Annotated in this window: 15 protein-coding genes; 10 read left to right on the forward strand and 5 right to left on the reverse strand. The window is 63.0% G+C overall.

Annotation, left to right across the window (positions count from 1 at the left end; all coding sequences use genetic code 11):
- Nucleotides 1–20: 20 nt before the first annotated feature.
- From ACZ3GY_RS20350 to ACZ3GY_RS20380, 7 genes are all read left to right on the forward strand, one after another.
- Nucleotides 21–1172, forward strand: coding sequence for an acyl-CoA dehydrogenase family protein (locus tag ACZ3GY_RS20350; protein WP_465911762.1), 1152 nt, complete (start codon nt 21–23; stop codon nt 1170–1172).
- Nucleotides 1169–2338, forward strand: a complete 1170-nt coding sequence (locus ACZ3GY_RS20355; protein WP_465911763.1) for a CaiB/BaiF CoA transferase family protein — start codon at nt 1169–1171, stop codon at nt 2336–2338. Before ACZ3GY_RS20350 ends, ACZ3GY_RS20355 begins: the two co-directional genes overlap by 4 nt.
- A 1-nt stretch (nt 2339) precedes the next feature.
- Nucleotides 2340–3110: a GntR family transcriptional regulator gene (locus ACZ3GY_RS20360; RefSeq protein ID WP_465911764.1), complete on the forward strand. Its 771-nt coding sequence runs from the start codon at nt 2340–2342 to the stop codon at nt 3108–3110.
- Complete coding sequence (locus tag ACZ3GY_RS20365) at nt 3103–4305, forward strand: MFS transporter (protein ID WP_465911765.1); 1203 nt, start codon at nt 3103–3105, stop codon at nt 4303–4305. Before ACZ3GY_RS20360 ends, ACZ3GY_RS20365 begins: the two co-directional genes overlap by 8 nt.
- Before the next feature lie 55 nt (nt 4306–4360).
- Entirely contained in the window at nt 4361–5158 is a 798-nt protein-coding gene (locus tag ACZ3GY_RS20370; protein ID WP_465911766.1) for an HpcH/HpaI aldolase/citrate lyase family protein, read from the forward strand.
- A 16-nt stretch (nt 5159–5174) separates the two neighbouring features.
- Complete coding sequence (locus tag ACZ3GY_RS20375; protein WP_465911767.1) at nt 5175–5753, forward strand: TetR/AcrR family transcriptional regulator; 579 nt, start codon at nt 5175–5177, stop codon at nt 5751–5753.
- 104 nt (nt 5754–5857) lie between these two features.
- The gene (locus ACZ3GY_RS20380) at nt 5858–7060 is read left to right on the forward strand and encodes an OprD family porin (protein ID WP_465911768.1); all 1203 of its coding nucleotides are present in this window, start codon (nt 5858–5860) and stop codon (nt 7058–7060) included.
- Nucleotides 7061–7145: 85 nt separating this feature from the next.
- Here ACZ3GY_RS20380 and ACZ3GY_RS20385 read toward each other — a convergent pair whose 3' ends face one another.
- Nucleotides 7146–7793, reverse strand: a complete 648-nt coding sequence (locus ACZ3GY_RS20385) for a hypothetical protein (protein WP_465911769.1) — start codon at nt 7791–7793, stop codon at nt 7146–7148.
- Nucleotides 7794–8108: 315 nt separating this feature from the next.
- Here ACZ3GY_RS20385 and ACZ3GY_RS20390 point away from each other — a divergent pair, with 315 nt between their 5' ends.
- Together ACZ3GY_RS20390 and ACZ3GY_RS20395 are read left to right on the forward strand one after the other, a co-directional pair.
- Entirely contained in the window at nt 8109–9536 is a 1428-nt protein-coding gene (locus ACZ3GY_RS20390; protein ID WP_465911770.1) for a hypothetical protein, read from the forward strand.
- 360 nt (nt 9537–9896) lie between these two features.
- Nucleotides 9897–10271, forward strand: coding sequence for a hypothetical protein (locus ACZ3GY_RS20395; protein ID WP_465911771.1), 375 nt, complete (start codon nt 9897–9899; stop codon nt 10269–10271).
- Nucleotides 10272–10372: 101 nt separating this feature from the next.
- Here the strand turns inward: ACZ3GY_RS20395 and ACZ3GY_RS20400 are convergent, their stop codons facing one another.
- Complete coding sequence (locus ACZ3GY_RS20400; protein WP_465911772.1) at nt 10373–11275, reverse strand: alpha/beta hydrolase; 903 nt, start codon at nt 11273–11275, stop codon at nt 10373–10375.
- A gap of 214 nt (nt 11276–11489) precedes the next feature.
- Here ACZ3GY_RS20400 and ACZ3GY_RS20405 point away from each other — a divergent pair, with 214 nt between their 5' ends.
- On the forward strand, nt 11490–12740 hold the full coding sequence (locus tag ACZ3GY_RS20405) for an MFS transporter (protein ID WP_465911773.1): 1251 nt from the start codon (nt 11490–11492) through the stop codon (nt 12738–12740).
- Nucleotides 12741–13012: 272 nt separating this feature from the next.
- On the opposite strand, the gene ACZ3GY_RS20410 is transcribed toward ACZ3GY_RS20405, so the two are convergent.
- The 3 genes from ACZ3GY_RS20410 to betC form a co-directional block, all read right to left on the reverse strand.
- A complete protein-coding gene (locus ACZ3GY_RS20410; protein ID WP_465911774.1) occupies nt 13013–14578 on the reverse strand; it encodes a SulP family inorganic anion transporter in 1566 nt (521 codons plus the stop codon).
- 248 nt (nt 14579–14826) lie between these two features.
- Nucleotides 14827–15756 (reverse strand): choline ABC transporter substrate-binding protein, encoded by a 930-nt coding sequence (gene choX, locus ACZ3GY_RS20415; protein ID WP_465911775.1) that lies wholly within the window; start codon nt 15754–15756, stop codon nt 14827–14829.
- Between the two features lie 100 nt (nt 15757–15856).
- Entirely contained in the window at nt 15857–17365 is a 1509-nt protein-coding gene (gene betC / locus ACZ3GY_RS20420) for a choline-sulfatase (RefSeq protein ID WP_465911776.1), read from the reverse strand.
- Nucleotides 17366–17391 lie beyond the last annotated feature (26 nt).

Consider the following 17391-nt stretch of genomic DNA (forward strand, 5'->3'; position numbering starts at 1 on the left):
AACAATCTGGAGACACTGCGATGAGTGAATATGACGAGCAGGAAAGCATGATCCTCGATGCCCTGGATCGCTTCCTGGAAACCGAGGCCAAGCCCTTCGTACACGAGCTGGAAAAGAATGACATCTACCCCGAGGAAATGGTCGAGAAGATGAAGGCCATGGGCCTGTTCGGCTGCATCATCGACCCGGAATACGGTGGCCTGGGCCTGTCCACCGCGACCTACGCGAAGATCGTCGAGCGCATCTCCTGCACTTGGATGTCGCTCTCCGGGATCATCAACTCGCACCTGATCATGGCCTCGGCCATTCAGCGTCACGGCACGCCGTCGCAGAAGGAGCGCTTCCTGCCACGCATGGCCAGCGGCGAACTGCGCGGAGCCGTCGGCTTCACCGAACCGGACGCCGGCACCGACCTGCAGGCGATTCGCACCACGGCGCGACGCGAGGGCGATCACTACGTGGTCAATGGTGCCAAGACCTGGATCACCAATAGCCTGCATGGCGGCGTGGTTGCCCTGCTGGTGAAGACCGACCCGACCGCCGAACCGCGGCACAAGGGCATGAGCTGGCTGATCGCCGAAAAGGGCCCCGGCTTCAAGGTCGCGCGCAAGCTGGAGAAGCTCGGCTATAAGGGCATCGACACTTGCGAGCTGGTCTTCGAGGACTTCAGGGTGCCGGTCGATTGCCTGATCGGCGGCGTCGAGGGCGTCGGCCTCAAACAGGTGCTCTCCGGCCTGGAGCTGGGGCGCATCAACGTTGCCGCCCGTGGTGTCGGCGTGGCGCGTGCGGCGCTGGGTGAGGCCACTGCCTACGCGCAGATCCGCAAGACCTTCGGCAAGCCGATCTGCGAACACCAGGCGATCCAGCTCAAACTCGGTGAAATGGCCACTCGCCTGGAAGCCGCACGGCTGCTTACCGAGTCCGCCGCCAAGGCCTATGACAAGGGCGAGCGCTGCGATATGGAAGCCGGCATGGCCAAGTACTTCGCCACTGAGGCGGCGCTGGAGAATGCCACCGACTGCATGCGCATTCACGGCGGCTACGGCTACTCCAAGGAATACAACGTCGAGCGTCTGTATCGCGATGCCCCGCTGCTGACCATCGGCGAAGGCACCAACGAAATGCAGCGCATCATCATCGCCAAGCAACTCGTGCAGAGGAATCCGGTATGACCTTGCCCCTTGCAGGCGTGCGCATTGTCGCCGTCGAACAGTATGGCGCCGGCCCGTTCGGTACCCAGCACCTGGCCGATCTTGGCGCGGAAGTGATCAAGATCGAGAACCCTGCCGATGGTGGCGAAATAGGTCGCCACGTCGGTCCGTATTTTTTCGAGGAAGGTGACAGCCACTTCTATCAATCCTTCAACCGCAACAAGAAGAGCGTCACCCTCAACCTGAAGAATCCCGAGGAGAAGGCGCAACTGATCGAGCTGCTGAAAAGTGCCGATGCGCTCTACGACAACCTGCGCGGCGACCTGCCTGAAAAGCTCGGGCTGACCTACGCGCAGCTCAAGGAGCACAATCCGAAGCTCGTGTGCTGCCACCTGTCCGCCTATGGCCGCGAGGGCGTGCGCAAGGCCTGGCCGGGCTACGACTATCTGATGCAGGCCGAGGCCGGCTACTGTTCGCTGACTGGCGAACCGGGTGGCCCACCGGCACGCTTCGGGCTGTCGATCATCGACATGATGACCGGCACCACAGCGGCCCTGGCGCTGGTGTCGGCGCTGGTGGGGGCACGCGCCACGGGTATCGGTCGCGATGTCGACGTGAGCCTGTACGATGTCGCGATGCACAACCTCAATTACCTGGGCACCTGGTACCTCAATGATGGTGTGAAGACCGAACGTACGCCCCGCTCAGCACACCCCTCGCTGACCCCCAGCCAGTTGTACAAGACCCAGGACGGTTGGATGTTCATCATGTGCAACAAGGAGAAGTTCTGGGCCGTGCTGGCCAACCTGATCGACAAGCCGCAATGGGCGAGCGATGAGCTCTATGGCAACTTCAAGGCGCGCCTGGCCAACCGTGACCAGCTCACCGCCGATCTCGATGCGGTGTTGATGCAGCAGCCCACGGCCTACTGGCTGAAACACTTCGGCGGACAGGTGCCGGCAGCGCCGGTCAATGATGTTGGCCAGGCACTGGATAACCCATTCGCTCACGAGCAAGGGCTGATTTTCAACGTCGAACACCCGGTGCGCGGTACGATCAGGACGCTTGCCTGCCCGATCCGTTGTCCAGGCGAGACGTTGCCCAACCAGCCGGCCCCTCGGCTGGGTGCGCACAACCAGTCGATACTGGGCGCGCTCGACAACAAGAAGTCTGCAGGAGTCAGTTGAGATGAACCAGGAATTGCCTTCCCTGCTGTCCGGTGGACAGCCCCGTTACCTGATCTTGGCGCAAGCGCTGATGGATGCGATCAAGGTAGGGCGTTACCCACTGCACAGCCTGCTGCCGACCGAGCATGAGCTGTGTAAGCAGTTCAACGTCAGCCGGCATACGGTGCGGGAGGCGATTCGCCGGCTCAACGAGCTAGGCCTGATCAGTAAGCAGCAGGGCGTCGGTACCCGGGTCAAGGCGACTCAGGCGGCCTCGCGCTACGTGCAGGCCAGCGAAGGCATTTCCGACCTGCACCAGTACGTTCGTGATGTGCGCATGGAGCTCGGCACGCTGGAGGATATCAGCGCCGACGAAGAGCTGGCCGAGCTGCTCGAATGCAAGCCTGGCCAGGCCTGGGTCATGGCCAGAGGGTTGCGCCACCGTGAAGGCGACAGCGCGCCGCTGGCCCGTACCCTGGTGTACGTGCCGCGGGCCTACGCGGCTGCACTGGAAGCCTTTGGCGATGGCCACACGCCGATCTACGAACTGTTGCAACGGCGCTTCGGCTTGCAGGTGGCCGAGGTACGCCAGACCATCAGTGCGGTGAATCTCGATGCCGACGCGGCCCACGCCCTGCAGGTACCGGCCGATTCGCCGGGGCTGCATATCGTGCGCAAGTATTACGGTAGCAATGACGAACTGCTGGAGGTGGCGGTCAACGTTCATCCCGGCGAACGCTTCAGCTACTCGATCACCCAGCGTCTGACCTGGCAGGGCGCCAACGGTGAATAACAGCTACGCGGCCCTGGCGATTACGCTGGCGATCCAGGCTCTGGTGTCCATGGCCTCGTTCACCGTACCGGTGCTGGCGCCAGCGGCGCTGAGCGACCTCGGCGGCAGTGTCGCCCTGGTCGGCCTGTTCGTGGCATTGATCTATCTGGGGGCGATGATTTCCAGCCTGCTCAGCGGCAACTGGATCCTGCGTTTCGGCGCGATTCGCGTCAGCCAGGCGTGCCTGCTGCTGTGCGGCGCCGGCCTGGCCATCGCCGCCGGTGGCCAGCTCTGGTGCCTGGGGCTCAGCGCCCTGGCCCTGGGCGCCGGTTACGGCCCGGTGACGCCGGCCAGTTCGCACATCCTGGCGCGCACCACGCCGCGCCATCTGATGGGCTTCATGTTTTCCCTGAAGCAGACTGGCGTGCCCATCGGTGGCGTGCTTGCCGGCATGTTGGTGCCGAGCCTGGTTGGTGCCGCTGGCTGGCGTGGCGCACTGCTGCTGGTGGCGGTGGCCTGTGTGCTGATGGCCGGCGTCGCCCAATGGGTGCGCAACAGCCTTGACGATGATCGCAACCCGCGCAGCGACCGGCCACGCAATGATCTGTTCAAACCGCTGAAAATGATCTTCGCCATGCCGCGCATGCGTAATCTGGCGCTGTGTTCGCTGCTTTTCGGCGCCATGCAGTTGTGCCTGACCACTTACCTGGTCAGCTACCTGACCGAGGATTACGGCCTGGCGCTGGTCAGCGCCGGTGTGATCCTCGCCCTGACCCAGGGCGCCGGCGTGGTCGGGCGCCTGCTCTGGGGCTGGGTCGCCGACCGCTGGCTGGAGCCGCGCCGCCTGCTGCCCCTGCTGGCGCTGTTGATGGCGATTTCCTCGCTGCTTACGGCGGCTTTCACCCAGAGCTGGCCGCTGTCACTGGTGGCGGCCGTGAGCATGCTGTTCGGTGCCACGGCCATCGGCTGGAACGGTGTGTATCTGGCCGAAGTGGCGCGCCTGGCACCTACTGGTACGGCTGGCCTGTACACCGGCGGTACGCTGTTCTTCACCTACTTCGGCGTGGTCGCCGGGCCACCGCTGTTCGCCGCAGTAACCCATTTCAGCGCTTCGCTGGCCAGCGGTTATGCGCTGTTCGGCGGGCTGATGCTGATCATCGCCGCCACGCTGCATCGTTTTGCCCGAGCCGCCACGGTGCGTGGCGACCCTGGCTGAAGCCACCCTCGCAATCCCCTCAATTTTTCTGCAATCGCTCACGTGGAGACCTGCCATGGCTGCCCGTTCGTACCTGTTTGTCCCCGGAGATCGTCCGGAACGCTTCGACAAAGCCTGCGCCGCTGGCGCCGATGTGGTCATTCTCGACCTTGAGGATGCCGTAACGCCCGACCGCAAGGCCGAGGCCCGCGAGTCCATCCGCACCTGGCTGCAAGCCGGCGGCAAAGCCTGGGTGCGCCTCAATGGCAGCGATACCGAATGGCATGCCGAGGACTGCTCGTTGCTCGATTGCGCCGGGCTGCTCGGTGTGTCGCTGCCCAAGGCGGAGAGCGCCGCACAGATCGCCGCGCTGGCTGCACGCCTGCCGGAAACCCTATGCATCCTGCCGATCGTCGAGAGCGCCCGCGGCATCTGCAATGCCGAGGAAATCGCGGCGGCGCCCAAGGTGCAGTGCCTGGCCTTCGGTTCGGTGGACTTCCAGGTCGACACCGGCATCCTCGGCGATGGCGAGGAGTTGCTGTTCGCCCGCTCGCGCCTGGTGATCGCCTCGGCCCTGGCGCGCATTGGCGCACCGGTGGATGGCGTGACCATTGACCTGGCCGATCTCGATCTGCTCGCCCGCGATGTGCACCGCGCCCGCCAGCAAGGCTTCGCCGGCAAGCTCTGCGTGCACCCCAAGCAGGTGACGCCGATCAACGATGGCTTCCGTTCCACCGAGCATGAGGTGCAGTGGGCACGCCAGGTTCTGGATACCGTTGCCGCGCATGACGGCGTCGGGGCGCTCAGCCTGAACGGCAAGTTGATCGACCTGCCGGTGATGCTGCGCGCCCAGCGCATTGTGGAAAACGCCTGAGGCGTCGGAGCCGATCATGACCGCAGCCCTGAAACGCGAACCCCGCATTAGCCGCGCGCGCCAGCACCTGCTCGATAACGCTCGCCAGCTGTTCGCCGCACGCGGCTTCCATGCCGTGAGCCTGCGCGAGCTGGCGCAGGCCGTGGGGCTGCAGGCCGGTTCGCTGTACACCCATATCGACAGCAAGGACGCGCTGCTGCAGGAGCTGATCGAAGACGGTTTTGAACGCCTGATCGACAGCGTGCAAGTGCAGGTGCGCGCCGTGGCGGCGAACCGGCGGCTGGCAGTGTTCCTGCGTCACCACCTGGCGTTCCAGCTGGCCAATCCGGATTGGTACGTGCTGGCGCTGGTCGAGTCCCGGCACCTCTCGGCCGAGGCGCAGGAAGAAGTGTGCAGCCTGGAGGTCGATTATGCGCTGCTACTCGAGGGCCTGCTGCAGATCCACCTTGGCGGTCGTGGCGACCCTTGGCGCAGCGCCACCGTGGCGCGCCAGGCACTGCGCCTGCTGGATGGCCCGCCTGGCGGCGAGGGCGCGGCGCTGGACGACTGTGTCGACGACCTCGAACGGCTGATTCTCAATCGCCTGCATACCTGACGTGCAGCACGCAACACCAAAACAGGAAATGGGAGAACAACAATGTACAAACACTCCACGACCCACTCGTTGTCTCTGGCTCTGCTGGGCCTACGACCCACTCGTTGTCTCTGGCTCTGCTGGGCCTACCGCTGATTGCCCAGGCGGATTTCATCGGCGACAGCAAGGCCAGCCTCGGAATTACCAACTACTACTTCAACAGCGACTACCGACAGAGCGGTGCCAGCCAGTCTAAGCGCGACGAATGGGCCCATGGCTTTCTGCTGCAGTACGAATCCGGTTTCACTGACGGCCCTGTCGGCTTTGGTGTGGATGCCATCGGCATGCTCGGTATCAAGCTCGATTCCAGCGCGGATCGCATCAACACTGGCCTGCTCTCGGCGGACAACGCCGGTAACCCGCAGGACGAATACAGCGAGTTGGGGCTGACCGCCAAGGCGCGAGTATCGAAAAGCACCCTGCGAATCGGTACGCTGATTCCCAAGATGCCCACCGTGCTGGCCAACGAATCGCGGCTGCTGCCGCAGACCTTTCGCGGCGCCTATGTAGAGTCCAGAGAGATCGACGGGCTGACCCTCGACGGCGGCCGCCTGACCGAGAACAGCCTGCGTAATGACAGCAGCAGTGAGGACATGATCGTCAGCGGTCAGGCGATCAGTGGCGGGCGCTTCACCGACCAGTTCGACTTCGCTGGCGCGCGCTATGCGTGGAGCAAGAGCCTGACCACCTCCTATAACTACGGTCATCTGGACGACAACTACAAGCAGCACCTGCTCAACCTGGTGCACACCCTGGCGATTGGTAGTGGCTCGCTGAAGAGCGACCTGCGCTACGCGCGCTCCACCGACGACGGCGCCAGCAATGTCGACAACCGTGTGCTCGGCGCCATGTTCACCTACAGCCTCAGCGGCCATGCCGTGAGCCTGGCGTATCAGAAAGTCAGTGGCGATACCGGCTTTCCGACCATCAATGGCACCGATGCCTTTCTGGTCAACTTCGTGATGCTCTCCCCGGACTTCGCCAACCCCGGCGAGAAATCCTGGCAGGCGCGCTACAGCTACGACTTCGCCGCCCTCGGCATTCCCGGTCTGACCTTCATGACCCGCTACGTCCGCGGCGACGGCTTCGAGCGCGCCTGGCGCAGCGCCAGCGAATGGGAGCGCAATAGCGAGATCGGCTACGCTTTCCAGAACGGCGCGCTGAAGAACGTCGCGGTCAAATGGCGCAACGGCACTTATCGCAGCGCGGGCGGCAACGACATCGATCAGAACCGGCTGATCCTCAGCTATACGCTGCCGCTGATGTAAGGCAGGTCAGGCGCTTATTAAAGAGCGCTGGCAGGGACGGGGATCTCATCGTGACCCGGGGCTGCAGAGGCAAAGCTGAACCTGCTTAGCGCAGGTGTCCGGACAGTACGCCCTTGAAGATCAGGATGTCCTTGCCTTTGTCGTCCAAGACTATCGGATAGGCGCTATCCAGGCGCTGCAGCTCGAGTTGTTGCAGCGCCGGGAGGTCGGGATACTTCGCGCGGGTCAACGCCTGATCACGCTGCAGTTCATAACTGTGGATGAACGAGCAACTGACGTCGAGATTGGCGCAGGCCGCACGGAAATCGCCAATGTAGTAAGCCTTGCCCGGTTCCAAGTCGAGTGGGATAGAGAAATCCTCGCGCTTCCAGAATGTGTCCGCCTTGCGCCGGAACAGCACGTTGTACAGCTCATAGCGCCCCGGTTTGAGGGGCATCACGAACAGGCTGCCAATGCCACGTTCACCATCGCGAATATCGCGGGGTGTGCGCAGGTGCACGTTGTTGCGCAAGCGCGCCGATGCAGTGCCGCTGCCGTCTTTCTGACGTAGCAGGATGCTCTGCTCATGAAGCGGGTACTTGGCGTCCGGCCAGACACCCACCACGCCGACCAGATAACTGGTGGCGCCCTGGTCAGGGCGGATTTTCTTGTCGATGTCGACTGTTGACAGGCTGTAGCAGCCAGCCAGGTTAAGAAGCAGTAGTGAACAGCAGATAGCGCGTAGCAGGCTCATCGTCACACTCGGGCAATTGAGGGCAGGCCGGCTGCGGTGAGCGGTCATGCCGGTAGCAAACAAAGACCGTCGATACGGGGGAGCGTGAGGGGCCAATCCGTGGCGGCAGTCTTTCAAGAAAGCGGAGCACAATTATAGGTCGAGCACCGAGGTGTCGGGTTCTCGGTAGCATGAACCGGTTCTCAGCGATGGTATGTCGGGCTGGGAAAAGTCACTTTGATCCTTGGCTGCCTTAACAATTTGCGCAGTGGTCTACTGCAACAGGGGATCGGTTCGGGAGAAAATTGGTCTTTTCATCACTTGAGCCACACGCACATGGACGTTCGCTTCAGCTTCACCACGCTGCCTTTGACTTTGGCGCTCTCATGGGCACTCGTCGGCTGCAGTTCCACAGCCAAGGAACCACAAGTTCACCCCGGTCTGGCGGTGTTCAATGAAGCGGTTACCCTGCCGGTCGTCACCGACTCCATCGTGCGCGAAGGCGATGAGGTGAGTTACATGGTCATGCGCCAGGAGGGGCAAGGCTTGCTGGCTCATTTTCGCGCTTCCTGTAGCCAGGCCAGCGCCAGCATGGCGTACCCCACTCGCCGCGGGATGGCAGCGTTCTCGGATACACCCATGAGCAGCAACCTGTTACCGCAGACACAGCGTCAGCAGTTGCTCGATAGCGCACAGCTACAGCAGGTCTGCGCTCAACGGCCTGCCCCGGATTGGCGAGTGCTGGGGGCTGCCGGGGATCAGGATTGGCTCTTGCTCGATAACAACAGCCTGCAGAGCCAGGATGGTCTGCTGCATGTCTGGGGGGGCGAGAGCTTTCTGCGTTATCGGATCATTGATCGTGGTGAAAGCCTGGCAGCACAGAGCCGCGAACGCCTGGTACTGAATTGCGCGCAAGGTAGCTTCAGACGTACGAGCCAGTTCTTCCTCGATGCCGGTGGCCGCCTGCACAGCGGCAAGCTGGAGCTTGAGTCGATAGCTTCGCCGGTCAGCGGGGCGCCTGCCTACCAGCAGCAATTGTTCAAGGCTGCATGCCTGCCCAAACACGAGCGCAAGGCGCTGCCGGTTTTCCAACCGAGAGCACCGTTACCGCCGCTGATGAAACAGCCTGTGGCTGCTGCCAAGGTTCTCGCGGCCATCGAGGCGCTGGCGTTGCCGCACCCACCGCACGCCCTGCAACGGCTCGGCTATCGCTATGACGTAAGGGTGTTCAACGGCCTGGAAGCCAAGAGCATGGGCCGCAAGGTGTTTATCAGCTCCGATAGTTCTGGGCAGATGCTGCAGCAGACACTGGACGATAGTCTGCGGCCAAAAATAGCCCTGACGTTCCGGGGCTTGTTCGAACTCGCGAGTGGTTCCATCGACAAGCAGACCGGCGAGGAAGTCGGTGATGAGCGCCCCGTGGTGGACGTGACCTTTCATGGCGATTGGCGAGCCTTGCCGGTTGGCGAACAGGTCAGTTACACGCTGATCCGCGCGACGCCGGCTGCGGCCGACGGGCAACCATCGGGCAAAATCAGTGCGCCTCAAGTCATAACCTGTCAGGTTGGCCAGGAGCGGGCCGCCAATACGCTCAATAGCGCGCTCAGCGGTACGGCCAAAGCACTTTCCTGTACCCGCATGAGAACCCGCAAGATGCTCTGGGAAGAAGCGTACTGGTATTTAAAGGACTACGGCCTGTTCGTCAGCGCTAGTGAGAACACCCCCTTGGGCAAATGGGATTGGCGTCTCGAGTCGGTGGAGTAGTGCCGATGGATGCAGACGCCGCGTTTCTCTAAATGTGTGGGCTCCGGCTTGCCTGTTGAAAAGACCGGCCTTGGTTTCTCCCATCCAGGCCTCTGTCGTTTCTTGGGGCCAATCGCATCTGTGACGCGAGTCCTGAAAGCGCTGCCGACTTTCGAGTTGTCGATAAGTGGTCCTCTGGATTGCGACGTATGGCGATTGCTGTTGCGATCCATGGCACATAATCGAAAGCAGGCTACGATTATCATCCGCTAATATGGTGGTCTAGCCGGTGTTTCGCGGCCACTGCATCTCGGCTTGCTGGGACTGTATGCATATCAAGCCGCAACGCGGCATGGACTGATCGACTTAAGGATATCCATCATGAACAAGACAACACTCATCGCTGCATCTTTCCTCTCCCTGACCATGCTGGTGGGTTGCGGTGGCCGTACCCCACTGGACTATGAAACTGGCACCTACATCGCCCCCGAGACGGTTCAACAGCTGAAATCCTCCAGCGCCACTCAGGATCAGGTCGTCAAGCAGATCGGCTACCCGAACACCAAGTCCGAGCTGAGTGGCAAGGAAGTCTGGAAGTACGATTACACCCTGATCAGCGCACTGCCTGGTGCACCGAACAAGAACGAGTCGACCGTGTTCGAGTGGAGCAAGGCTGGCAAGCTGCTGGACGCTTACAAAACTAATGGTGGTGCCGGCTCGAACGGCAACCCGCTGTTGAAAGCGGCCGGTATGTAAGCGACATCTGTTGCTGAAACCAAAACGCCCGACATTCTGCATGTCGGGCGTTTTTGTATGTGGCGAAAAACGTTGGCGGGTTTTATCAGCTCAGAAACTGGCTACCCCCGGCTTACGGCCTTCGGCGCGAACAGGGTGCGGATCGCTTCCCGGTACTCGCTGCTGCCGGTGCGTAGGCTGTTGTTGTGGTTGCCGCCATCTATCAGCAGCAGGCGTTTGGGTTCGTTGGCGGCCTGGTAGAGGCTTTCGCTGAAACGCTGCGGGATATAGCGGTCATTGGTGCCGTGGGCGATCAGCACGGGTACCTTGACGTCGCCAATCTTGCTCAGCGAGTCGAACTTCTGTGACAGCAGCCAGTGCACCGGCAGCGATGTGTACTCGGCGGCTACTTCGGTCGCAGCGTCGGCCAGGTTGGTGAAGGTCGACTCGATGATCAGCCCTGCCAGCGGCGGCGTGTGGCGATCGCGGCCCAGTGATTCGGTGAGGTTGACCGCTACTGCGCCGCCCAACGAGTGGCCGTAGACGAAGCGCTTGGCAGGGTCGGGCTGCAGTTCGGTGAGGCGCTGCCAGGCGATCTCGGCGTCTTCGTAAATGGTGCGCTCGGAGGGCAGTTCGCCGAGGCTCTCGCCAAAACCGCGGTAGTCGATGGCCAGTACCGAGAAGCCCATGGCGTGCAGCTGTTCGATGCGGAACATCTGGCCAGTGAGATTCCAGCGCGAGCCATGCAGGTACAGCAGGGTGGGGGCGTCAGCCTTTTGCGCGGGCCACCACCAGGCGTGAATGTTCTGTTTGTCGCCAAACTGCGGCGCGCTGAGGGTCATTTCCTCGACGCCGGCGGGCAGGCCACTGAACCAGCTGGCGGTGCCCGGTTCGATGCGGAACACCAGTTCGCGCTCCTTCTGTTCCAGCTTGGCGCAGCCGACCGGCAGGCCGACGGCCAGGCACAGCAGCAGGCTCAGGCTGAACCAGCGGCGGCGCAGGGTGTGGATAAGTGATGTGGTCATGGATCTCCGCATTGCTCGAAACGTGACGCCGCGGCCCCTGCACAGGGGCGGCAGCGTGGCGTGAAAGGGTGATAGGCGAGTAGACAGGAGCGCAGCGGCGATGTTCGTCTGGCGCGCGCTTTTCGGGTATCGAGTTGTTACCGGATCATGACATGGCTGCTGCCGCTTTCAAGCCTGCGCTATGCTGCGCCGCTCACATGCTGCGGACTCGTTCATGTTGTCCACGTCTTCCGATCTGCGCCGCCCGGCGGGTGCCACGCTGGTGCTGCTGGCGTCGTTGTACTGCGCTCAGGGTTTACCATCCGGGTTGATCGCCCATGCGCTGCCGGTGCTGCTGCGTCAGCACGGCGTGGATCTGGCGCTGATCGGCCTGCTCAAGCTGCTGGCATTGCCCTGGTTGCTCAAGGTGCTGTGGGCGCCCTGGGTGGATCGTCTGTCGTCGCGCCGTCTGGGCCATCACCGTGGCTGGATCCTGCCGCTGCAGAGCGGCGTGCTGCTGATTCTGCTGGCGTTGGCGCTGCTCTCGCCCGATGCCTTGTTCGGCGGACATCTGCCGTTGCTGCTCGGCCTGCTGGTGCTGGTCAATCTGGCGGCGGCGACCCAGGACATCGCCACCGACGGCCTGACCGTGCGCCTGCTGCCGGAGCGCTGGCGCGGGCTGGGCAACAGCCTGCAGGTCGGTGGCTACAAGGTGGGCATGATCATCAGTGGCAGCGGCCTGTTGCTGGTCATCGACCGCGTCGGCTGGAACCTCTCGCTGCTCTGGCTGGCGGGTCTGCTGGCGCTGACGCTGGTGCCGATCTGGCGCTTCGCCGAAGCGCGCCATCTGCCCCCTCGGGTTGCCGCCGTCGAACCGGTTGGGCCGAGCCTGTTGCTGCACCATTACCGTGGGCTGTTGGCGCTACCGGGCATGGGACTGTGGCTGGCTGTGGTGCTGACCTTCAAGCTCGGTGACGCTCTGGGGTCGCCGATGATCAAGCCGATGCTGGTGGATCAGGGCTGGAGCAACGCCGAACTGGGTCAATTGACACTGATCAGCAGCCTGGTCGGCATCGGCGGCGCGCTGCTGGGTGGGCTGCTGTATGCGCGTCTGGGCGTGCTGCGCGCGTTGCTGATCTTCGGCGCGCTGCAGGCGCTGAGCCTTGTCACGTTGGCGCTGCTGGTGAGCCGTGGCGGTGATGCAACCCTGGTGTATACGTTGACGCTGTTCGAGCAGGCGGCCGATGGTTTGTCCACGGTGGCACTGTTTGCCGCGATGATGCGCCAGTGCCGCGCCGGCTACGAGGGGGCGGATTTCACCCTGCAGGCTTCCACGCAGATTCTGCTCGGCGGCTTCGTCGGTGCAACCAGTGGTGTGCTGGCCAAGGCGCTCGGCTATGACGGCCTGTTCATCTGCGCCGGCGCTCTCGGCCTGGCGGCGCTGTTGCTGGTATGGCGTTATTTTCGCCGCCACGGCTGGCGCTAGCAGCGCTCGCCTTCCGTAGCCCGATGGAGTTCCGGATTTTGTAGGAGCCCCGACCCCGGGGCGATGAAATCGTGGCCATCCTGCAAAACGGCGTTGTGGCCACCATTCGCCGCGAGGGCGCGGCTCCTACAGGATCGTTGGTGTTAGGCGAGCACGGGTTGAGGCGAATATCGCTTCCTGGGTATCGCTGCGCTCAACGCCAGGCTACCGGGTTCGCGGGGATTGTTTTTCGTAGCCTGGGTCGAGCGCAGCGACACCCGGGGATGTTTCGCTCAATCCTCGAACTGCACGGGGCAGGTGGGGCCTTCGAGTTTGTGGATTTCTTCGATCACGTGGGGGCGGGCGTGGCGCAGAACCAGTTGGCGGTTCTGCGCCTGCAGGCGGCGCGCTTCCAGATGGAGCATTTCCACGCCGGCGTAATCAATGAAGTTGATATGCCGGGCATCGACCACTACCCGCTCGCCACGGCTGAGTTGCAGCACCTGCTGCACGTAGTGGCAGGCGCCGAAGAAGATCGAGCCTTCCAGGCGCAGCAATTCGTCGTCGCCGTCGCGGGTGTATTTGAAGCGCGGCTGCGAGGTGCGCTTGAGGTAGAAGAACAGCGAAGCCAGCACGCCGGCATAGATCGCCGTTTGCAGCTCCAGCACCAGGGTGGCCAGCAGGGTCAGCAGCATCACCACGAACTCCGCACGGCTGACCCGCAGCAACGCGCGTACGCCGGCGACATCCACCAGCCCCCAGCAGATCAGCAGGATCGCCGCGGCCATGCTGGGTAGGGCGATATGCGCGATCAACCCCGCACAGAGCAGCGCGAAAGCGGCCACCAGCAAGGCGGAGAACACCCCGGCCATGGGGGAGGTAGCGCCCGCTTGCAGATTCAGCGCCGAGCGAGTGAAAGAGCCCGCCGACAACGAGCCGGAGAACCAGGGGCCGATCAGGTTGGAAAGGCCCTGGGCACGCACTTCCTGATTGGCGTCCAGTACCTGCTGGGACTTGCTTGCCAGGGAGCGGGCGATGGACAGGCTGGTGACCAGGCCGAGCATGCCGCAGGCGATGGCGGCGGGCAGCAGTTGCAGCAGGCTGTTGACCTCGACGTGCAGGGTGGTGAGCGGTGGCAGCGTGCCTTCGAAGGCATTAACCAGGGTGATGCTGGCGAAGAACCCTGGCAGCGCGGCGACCAGCAGGCTACCGGCGACCACGCCAATCAGCAGCGCCGGCAAGCGTGGCCACAGACGACGGCACAGCAGGCTTACCGTCAAGGTGAAAATTGCTACCAGCACGGCGTGCCAGTCGGCCTGGTCGAGGTGCTGGAAGAGATTGAGCAGGGTCGCTACCGCGGTGCGCTGGCTGTCGACCTGCAGGCCCAGCAGGTTGGGTAGCTGACCGAGGGCGATCACCACCGCGGCGCCGAGGGTGAAGCCAAGTACTACCGAGGGCGAGACGAAGTTGACCAGATTGCCGAAGCGCAGCAGCCCCAGCAGCCACTGGAAAAGCCCGGCGAGAAAGGTCAGCACCAGAACCAGCGCGACGAACTCCTCGCTACCGGGCCTGGCCATGGGGCTGACGCTGGTGAACAGGACGATGGAAATGGCCGCCGTCGGCCCGCCAATCAAGTGCCACGACGAGCCCCACAGGCAGGCGATGATCACCGGCACGATGGCCGCATACAGCCCGTACTCGGCGGGCAAGCCGGCGATCAGTGCGTAGGCGATCGATTGCGGCAAGGCCAGAATGGCGCCGCTCAGCCCGACCAGCAGATCCGTACCCAGGGCGCGCCGGGTGACACTCGGCCACCAGAGCAGGAAGGGCAACAGGCTGTAACGGCTGGGTAAGCGCATGCGTTCGCTCGGCGGCGGGTGATCAGGTGGCAAGCAGAGTAACAGAGGCTTTAGTCATGTTTTCCCGGAGTGTCCGAGTGCATCGCGTGTATGACGTTGGAAAGGCGAAAGCGGACGGTGGATGCAGAGCTTTCTTTTTGTAGGAGGGGCTTTAGCCGCGAGCTCTTTACGCCTAGCTAGGCAAAATCGAGGCTAAAGCCTCTCCCACAAAAGCTCTGCTCACCGTCCGCTATCGCCTTTTAACTGCCTTACAGTTTGGCCTTCACCGCCGCAAGCGCATCGCCGCCATCGCGCGTGGTGACGCCCTGCAGCCAGCCGTCGATCACCTCGGGGTTGGCCTTCAGCCAGTCCTTCACGGCCTGGTCGTTGCTGGCCTGCTTGCTCAGCACCTTGTCCATGATGGCGTTCTCCATCTCCTGGGTGAACGTCAGGTTGCTCAGCAGTTTGCCCACGTTCGGGCACTGCGCCGCGTAGCCTTTGCGGGCCAGGGTGTTGACGCTGCCGCTCTCGCCAAAGTACTTCTCGCCGCCCTTGAGGTACTTCATGTCGTACTGCACGTTCATCGGGTGTGGCGTCCAGCCGAGGAAGGCGACGAATTCGTCACGTCGCACCGCACGGCCGACCTGCACCAGCATGGCCTGTTCGCTGGACTCGACCAGCGTCCAGTCCTTGAGACCGAATTCATTGGCGGCGATGATTTCCTTGATCGACTCGTTGGCCGGTGCGCCGGACGCGATGCCGTAGATCTTGCTGCCGAACTTGTCGGCGTGCTTTTCCAGATCGGCGAAGGTCTTCACCCCGGCGTCATAAGCGTAGGTCGGCACGGCCAGGGTGTACTCGGTGCCGCTGAGGTTTTCGGCAACCTTGTCGACCTTGCCGTTGGCGACGAACTTGTCGTAGTTGGCCTGCTGCGCGGGCATCCAGTTGCCGAGGAACACGTCGACCTGACCCTTCTGCAGGCCGGCGAAGATGATCGGCACGCCGAGTGTCTGGGTCTGCACTTTGTAGCCCAGCCCTTCGAGTACCAGGCTGGCGATGCCGTTCGTCACGGCGATGTCGCTCCAGCCTGGATCGCCGAGCTTCACCGTGGCACAGCTGGCGTCTTCGGCGTGGGCTTGGGAGGCGAGGGCGGTGGCCATGAACAGGCTGCCGGTGACAGCCGTCTTGAATGTCTTCATGCCTATTTCCTTATGTTGGTTTTTAGAGTGGCAGGCTATGCGACGCAGGCCAGCGTGCCGGGTTCCCACGGTTTTCCGCTGGGTCACCCGGCGCGCTGCATCACGGTTGGGGGAAGCGAGCGCGGCGCTCCAGATCGTCGAGGTCGATGTGGTTGCGCATGTACTGCTCGCTGGCGTCGACGATCGGCTGGTGATCCCAGCTTTTCAGCGCGCCTTTGGTCAGCGCTTCGGCGACCAGGCGGCGGCGGCGCTGGCTGGCCAGGGTCGCCTGGTGAATGACGGGAATGTCCCAACGGCCGCGTGCCTCCTCGAGGAAGGACTCGACCTGCTTGCGATGATCCCACGACTGGGCCAGGTTCTCGCGCTCCAGCGGATCGTTCGCCACGTTGAACAGCAGCAACGGGTCTTCTTCGGAGTAGATGAATTTCCACTCGCCGCGGCGAATCATCATTAGCGGGCTGGTGGTGCCTTCGGCCATGTATTCGCCGAGCACTTCATCGTGGCCGCCAGTGCCCTGCAGGTGCGGCAGCAGCGAGCGGCCGTCGAGCACCAAGCCAGGCTCGACCTGGCCGCCGGCCAGCTCCACCAGGGTCGGCAACAGGTCAACGGTGGACACCGACTGGCTGACCCGGTGCGCCGCGAAGCGCGCTGGAGCGTGAACCAGCAGCGGTACCCGGGCGGCCATCTCGAACCAGTGCATTTTGTACCAGAGGCCGCGCTCGCCAAGCATGTCGCCGTGGTCGCCGGAGAATACGATGATGGTGTCGTCGGCCAGCTTGCAGTCCTTGAGGGTCTTGAGCAGCTTGCCGATGTTGTCGTCGATGTAGCTGCAGGCGCCGAAGTAGGCGCGCCGCGCATCGCGGATCTTGTGCTCGGGCAGCGGCTTGTCCCACAGGTCGATGACCTTGAGCAGACGCTGGGAATGAGGATCCTGCTCGGCCTGGTCGATCAGCTGGCGGGGCAGGGGGATGTCGTCATCGCTGTAGCGATCCCAGTATTCCTCGGGGATGGTGTACGGGTCGTGCGGATGGGTCATCGACACGGTCAGGCAGAACGGCTGATCCGGCGTTACCCGCACGTGGTCGTAGAGATACTGCTGAGCCTTGAACACCACCTCTTCGTCGAAGTCGAGCTGGTTGGTACGCACGCAAGGCCCGGCCTGCAGCACCGAAGACATGTTGTGGTACCAACTGGCGCGCACCTCTGGCTCGTCCCAGTTCACCGCCCAGCCGTAGTCGGCGGGGTAGATGTCGCTGGTCAGGCGTTCTTCGTAACCGTGCAACTGATCGGGGCCGCAGAAGTGCATCTTGCCGGACAGCGCCGTGCGATAGCCGAGGCGGCGCAGGTAATGGGCGTAGGTCGGCACGTCGGCTGGGAAGTCGGCGGCGTTGTCGTAGGCGCCGATCTGGCTGGGCAACTGGCCGCTGACTAGAGTGAAGCGCGACGGTGCGCACAGCGGGCTGTTGCAGTAGGCGGAGTCGAACAGCACGCCCTCGGCGGCCAGGCGCTGCAGGTTGGGCACCTTGATCGGCGAGGCCGGGTCGTGCAGTGGCAACAGTGGTGCGGCCATCTGGTCGGCCATGATGAAGAGGATATTCGGGCGTTTCATGGCGGTTGGTGTTCCATATAGTTGTT

Source organism: Pseudomonas sp. PME37.24/006 (assembly GCF_055556635.1).

Excerpts from the sequence above, each read along its gene's own strand:
- ACZ3GY_RS20350 (WP_465911762.1), top strand. The coding sequence starts at position 21 with ATGAGTGAATATGACGAGCAGGAAAGCATGATCCTCGATGCCCTGGAT.
- ACZ3GY_RS20355 (WP_465911763.1), top strand. The coding sequence starts at position 1,169 with ATGACCTTGCCCCTTGCAGGCGTGCGCATTGTCGCCGTCGAACAGTAT.
- ACZ3GY_RS20360 (WP_465911764.1), top strand. The coding sequence starts at position 2,340 with ATGAACCAGGAATTGCCTTCCCTGCTGTCCGGTGGACAGCCCCGTTAC.
- ACZ3GY_RS20370 (WP_465911766.1), top strand. The coding sequence starts at position 4,361 with ATGGCTGCCCGTTCGTACCTGTTTGTCCCCGGAGATCGTCCGGAACGC.
- ACZ3GY_RS20375 (WP_465911767.1), top strand. The coding sequence starts at position 5,175 with ATGACCGCAGCCCTGAAACGCGAACCCCGCATTAGCCGCGCGCGCCAG.
- ACZ3GY_RS20385 (WP_465911769.1), bottom strand. The coding sequence starts at position 7,793 with ATGAGCCTGCTACGCGCTATCTGCTGTTCACTACTGCTTCTTAACCTG.
- ACZ3GY_RS20390 (WP_465911770.1), top strand. The coding sequence starts at position 8,109 with ATGGACGTTCGCTTCAGCTTCACCACGCTGCCTTTGACTTTGGCGCTC.
- ACZ3GY_RS20395 (WP_465911771.1), top strand. The coding sequence starts at position 9,897 with ATGAACAAGACAACACTCATCGCTGCATCTTTCCTCTCCCTGACCATG.
- ACZ3GY_RS20400 (WP_465911772.1), bottom strand. The coding sequence starts at position 11,275 with ATGACCACATCACTTATCCACACCCTGCGCCGCCGCTGGTTCAGCCTG.
- ACZ3GY_RS20405 (WP_465911773.1), top strand. The coding sequence starts at position 11,490 with ATGTTGTCCACGTCTTCCGATCTGCGCCGCCCGGCGGGTGCCACGCTG.
- ACZ3GY_RS20410 (WP_465911774.1), bottom strand. The coding sequence starts at position 14,578 with ATGCGCTTACCCAGCCGTTACAGCCTGTTGCCCTTCCTGCTCTGGTGG.
- choX (WP_465911775.1), bottom strand. The coding sequence starts at position 15,756 with ATGAAGACATTCAAGACGGCTGTCACCGGCAGCCTGTTCATGGCCACC.
- betC (WP_465911776.1), bottom strand. The coding sequence starts at position 17,365 with ATGAAACGCCCGAATATCCTCTTCATCATGGCCGACCAGATGGCCGCA.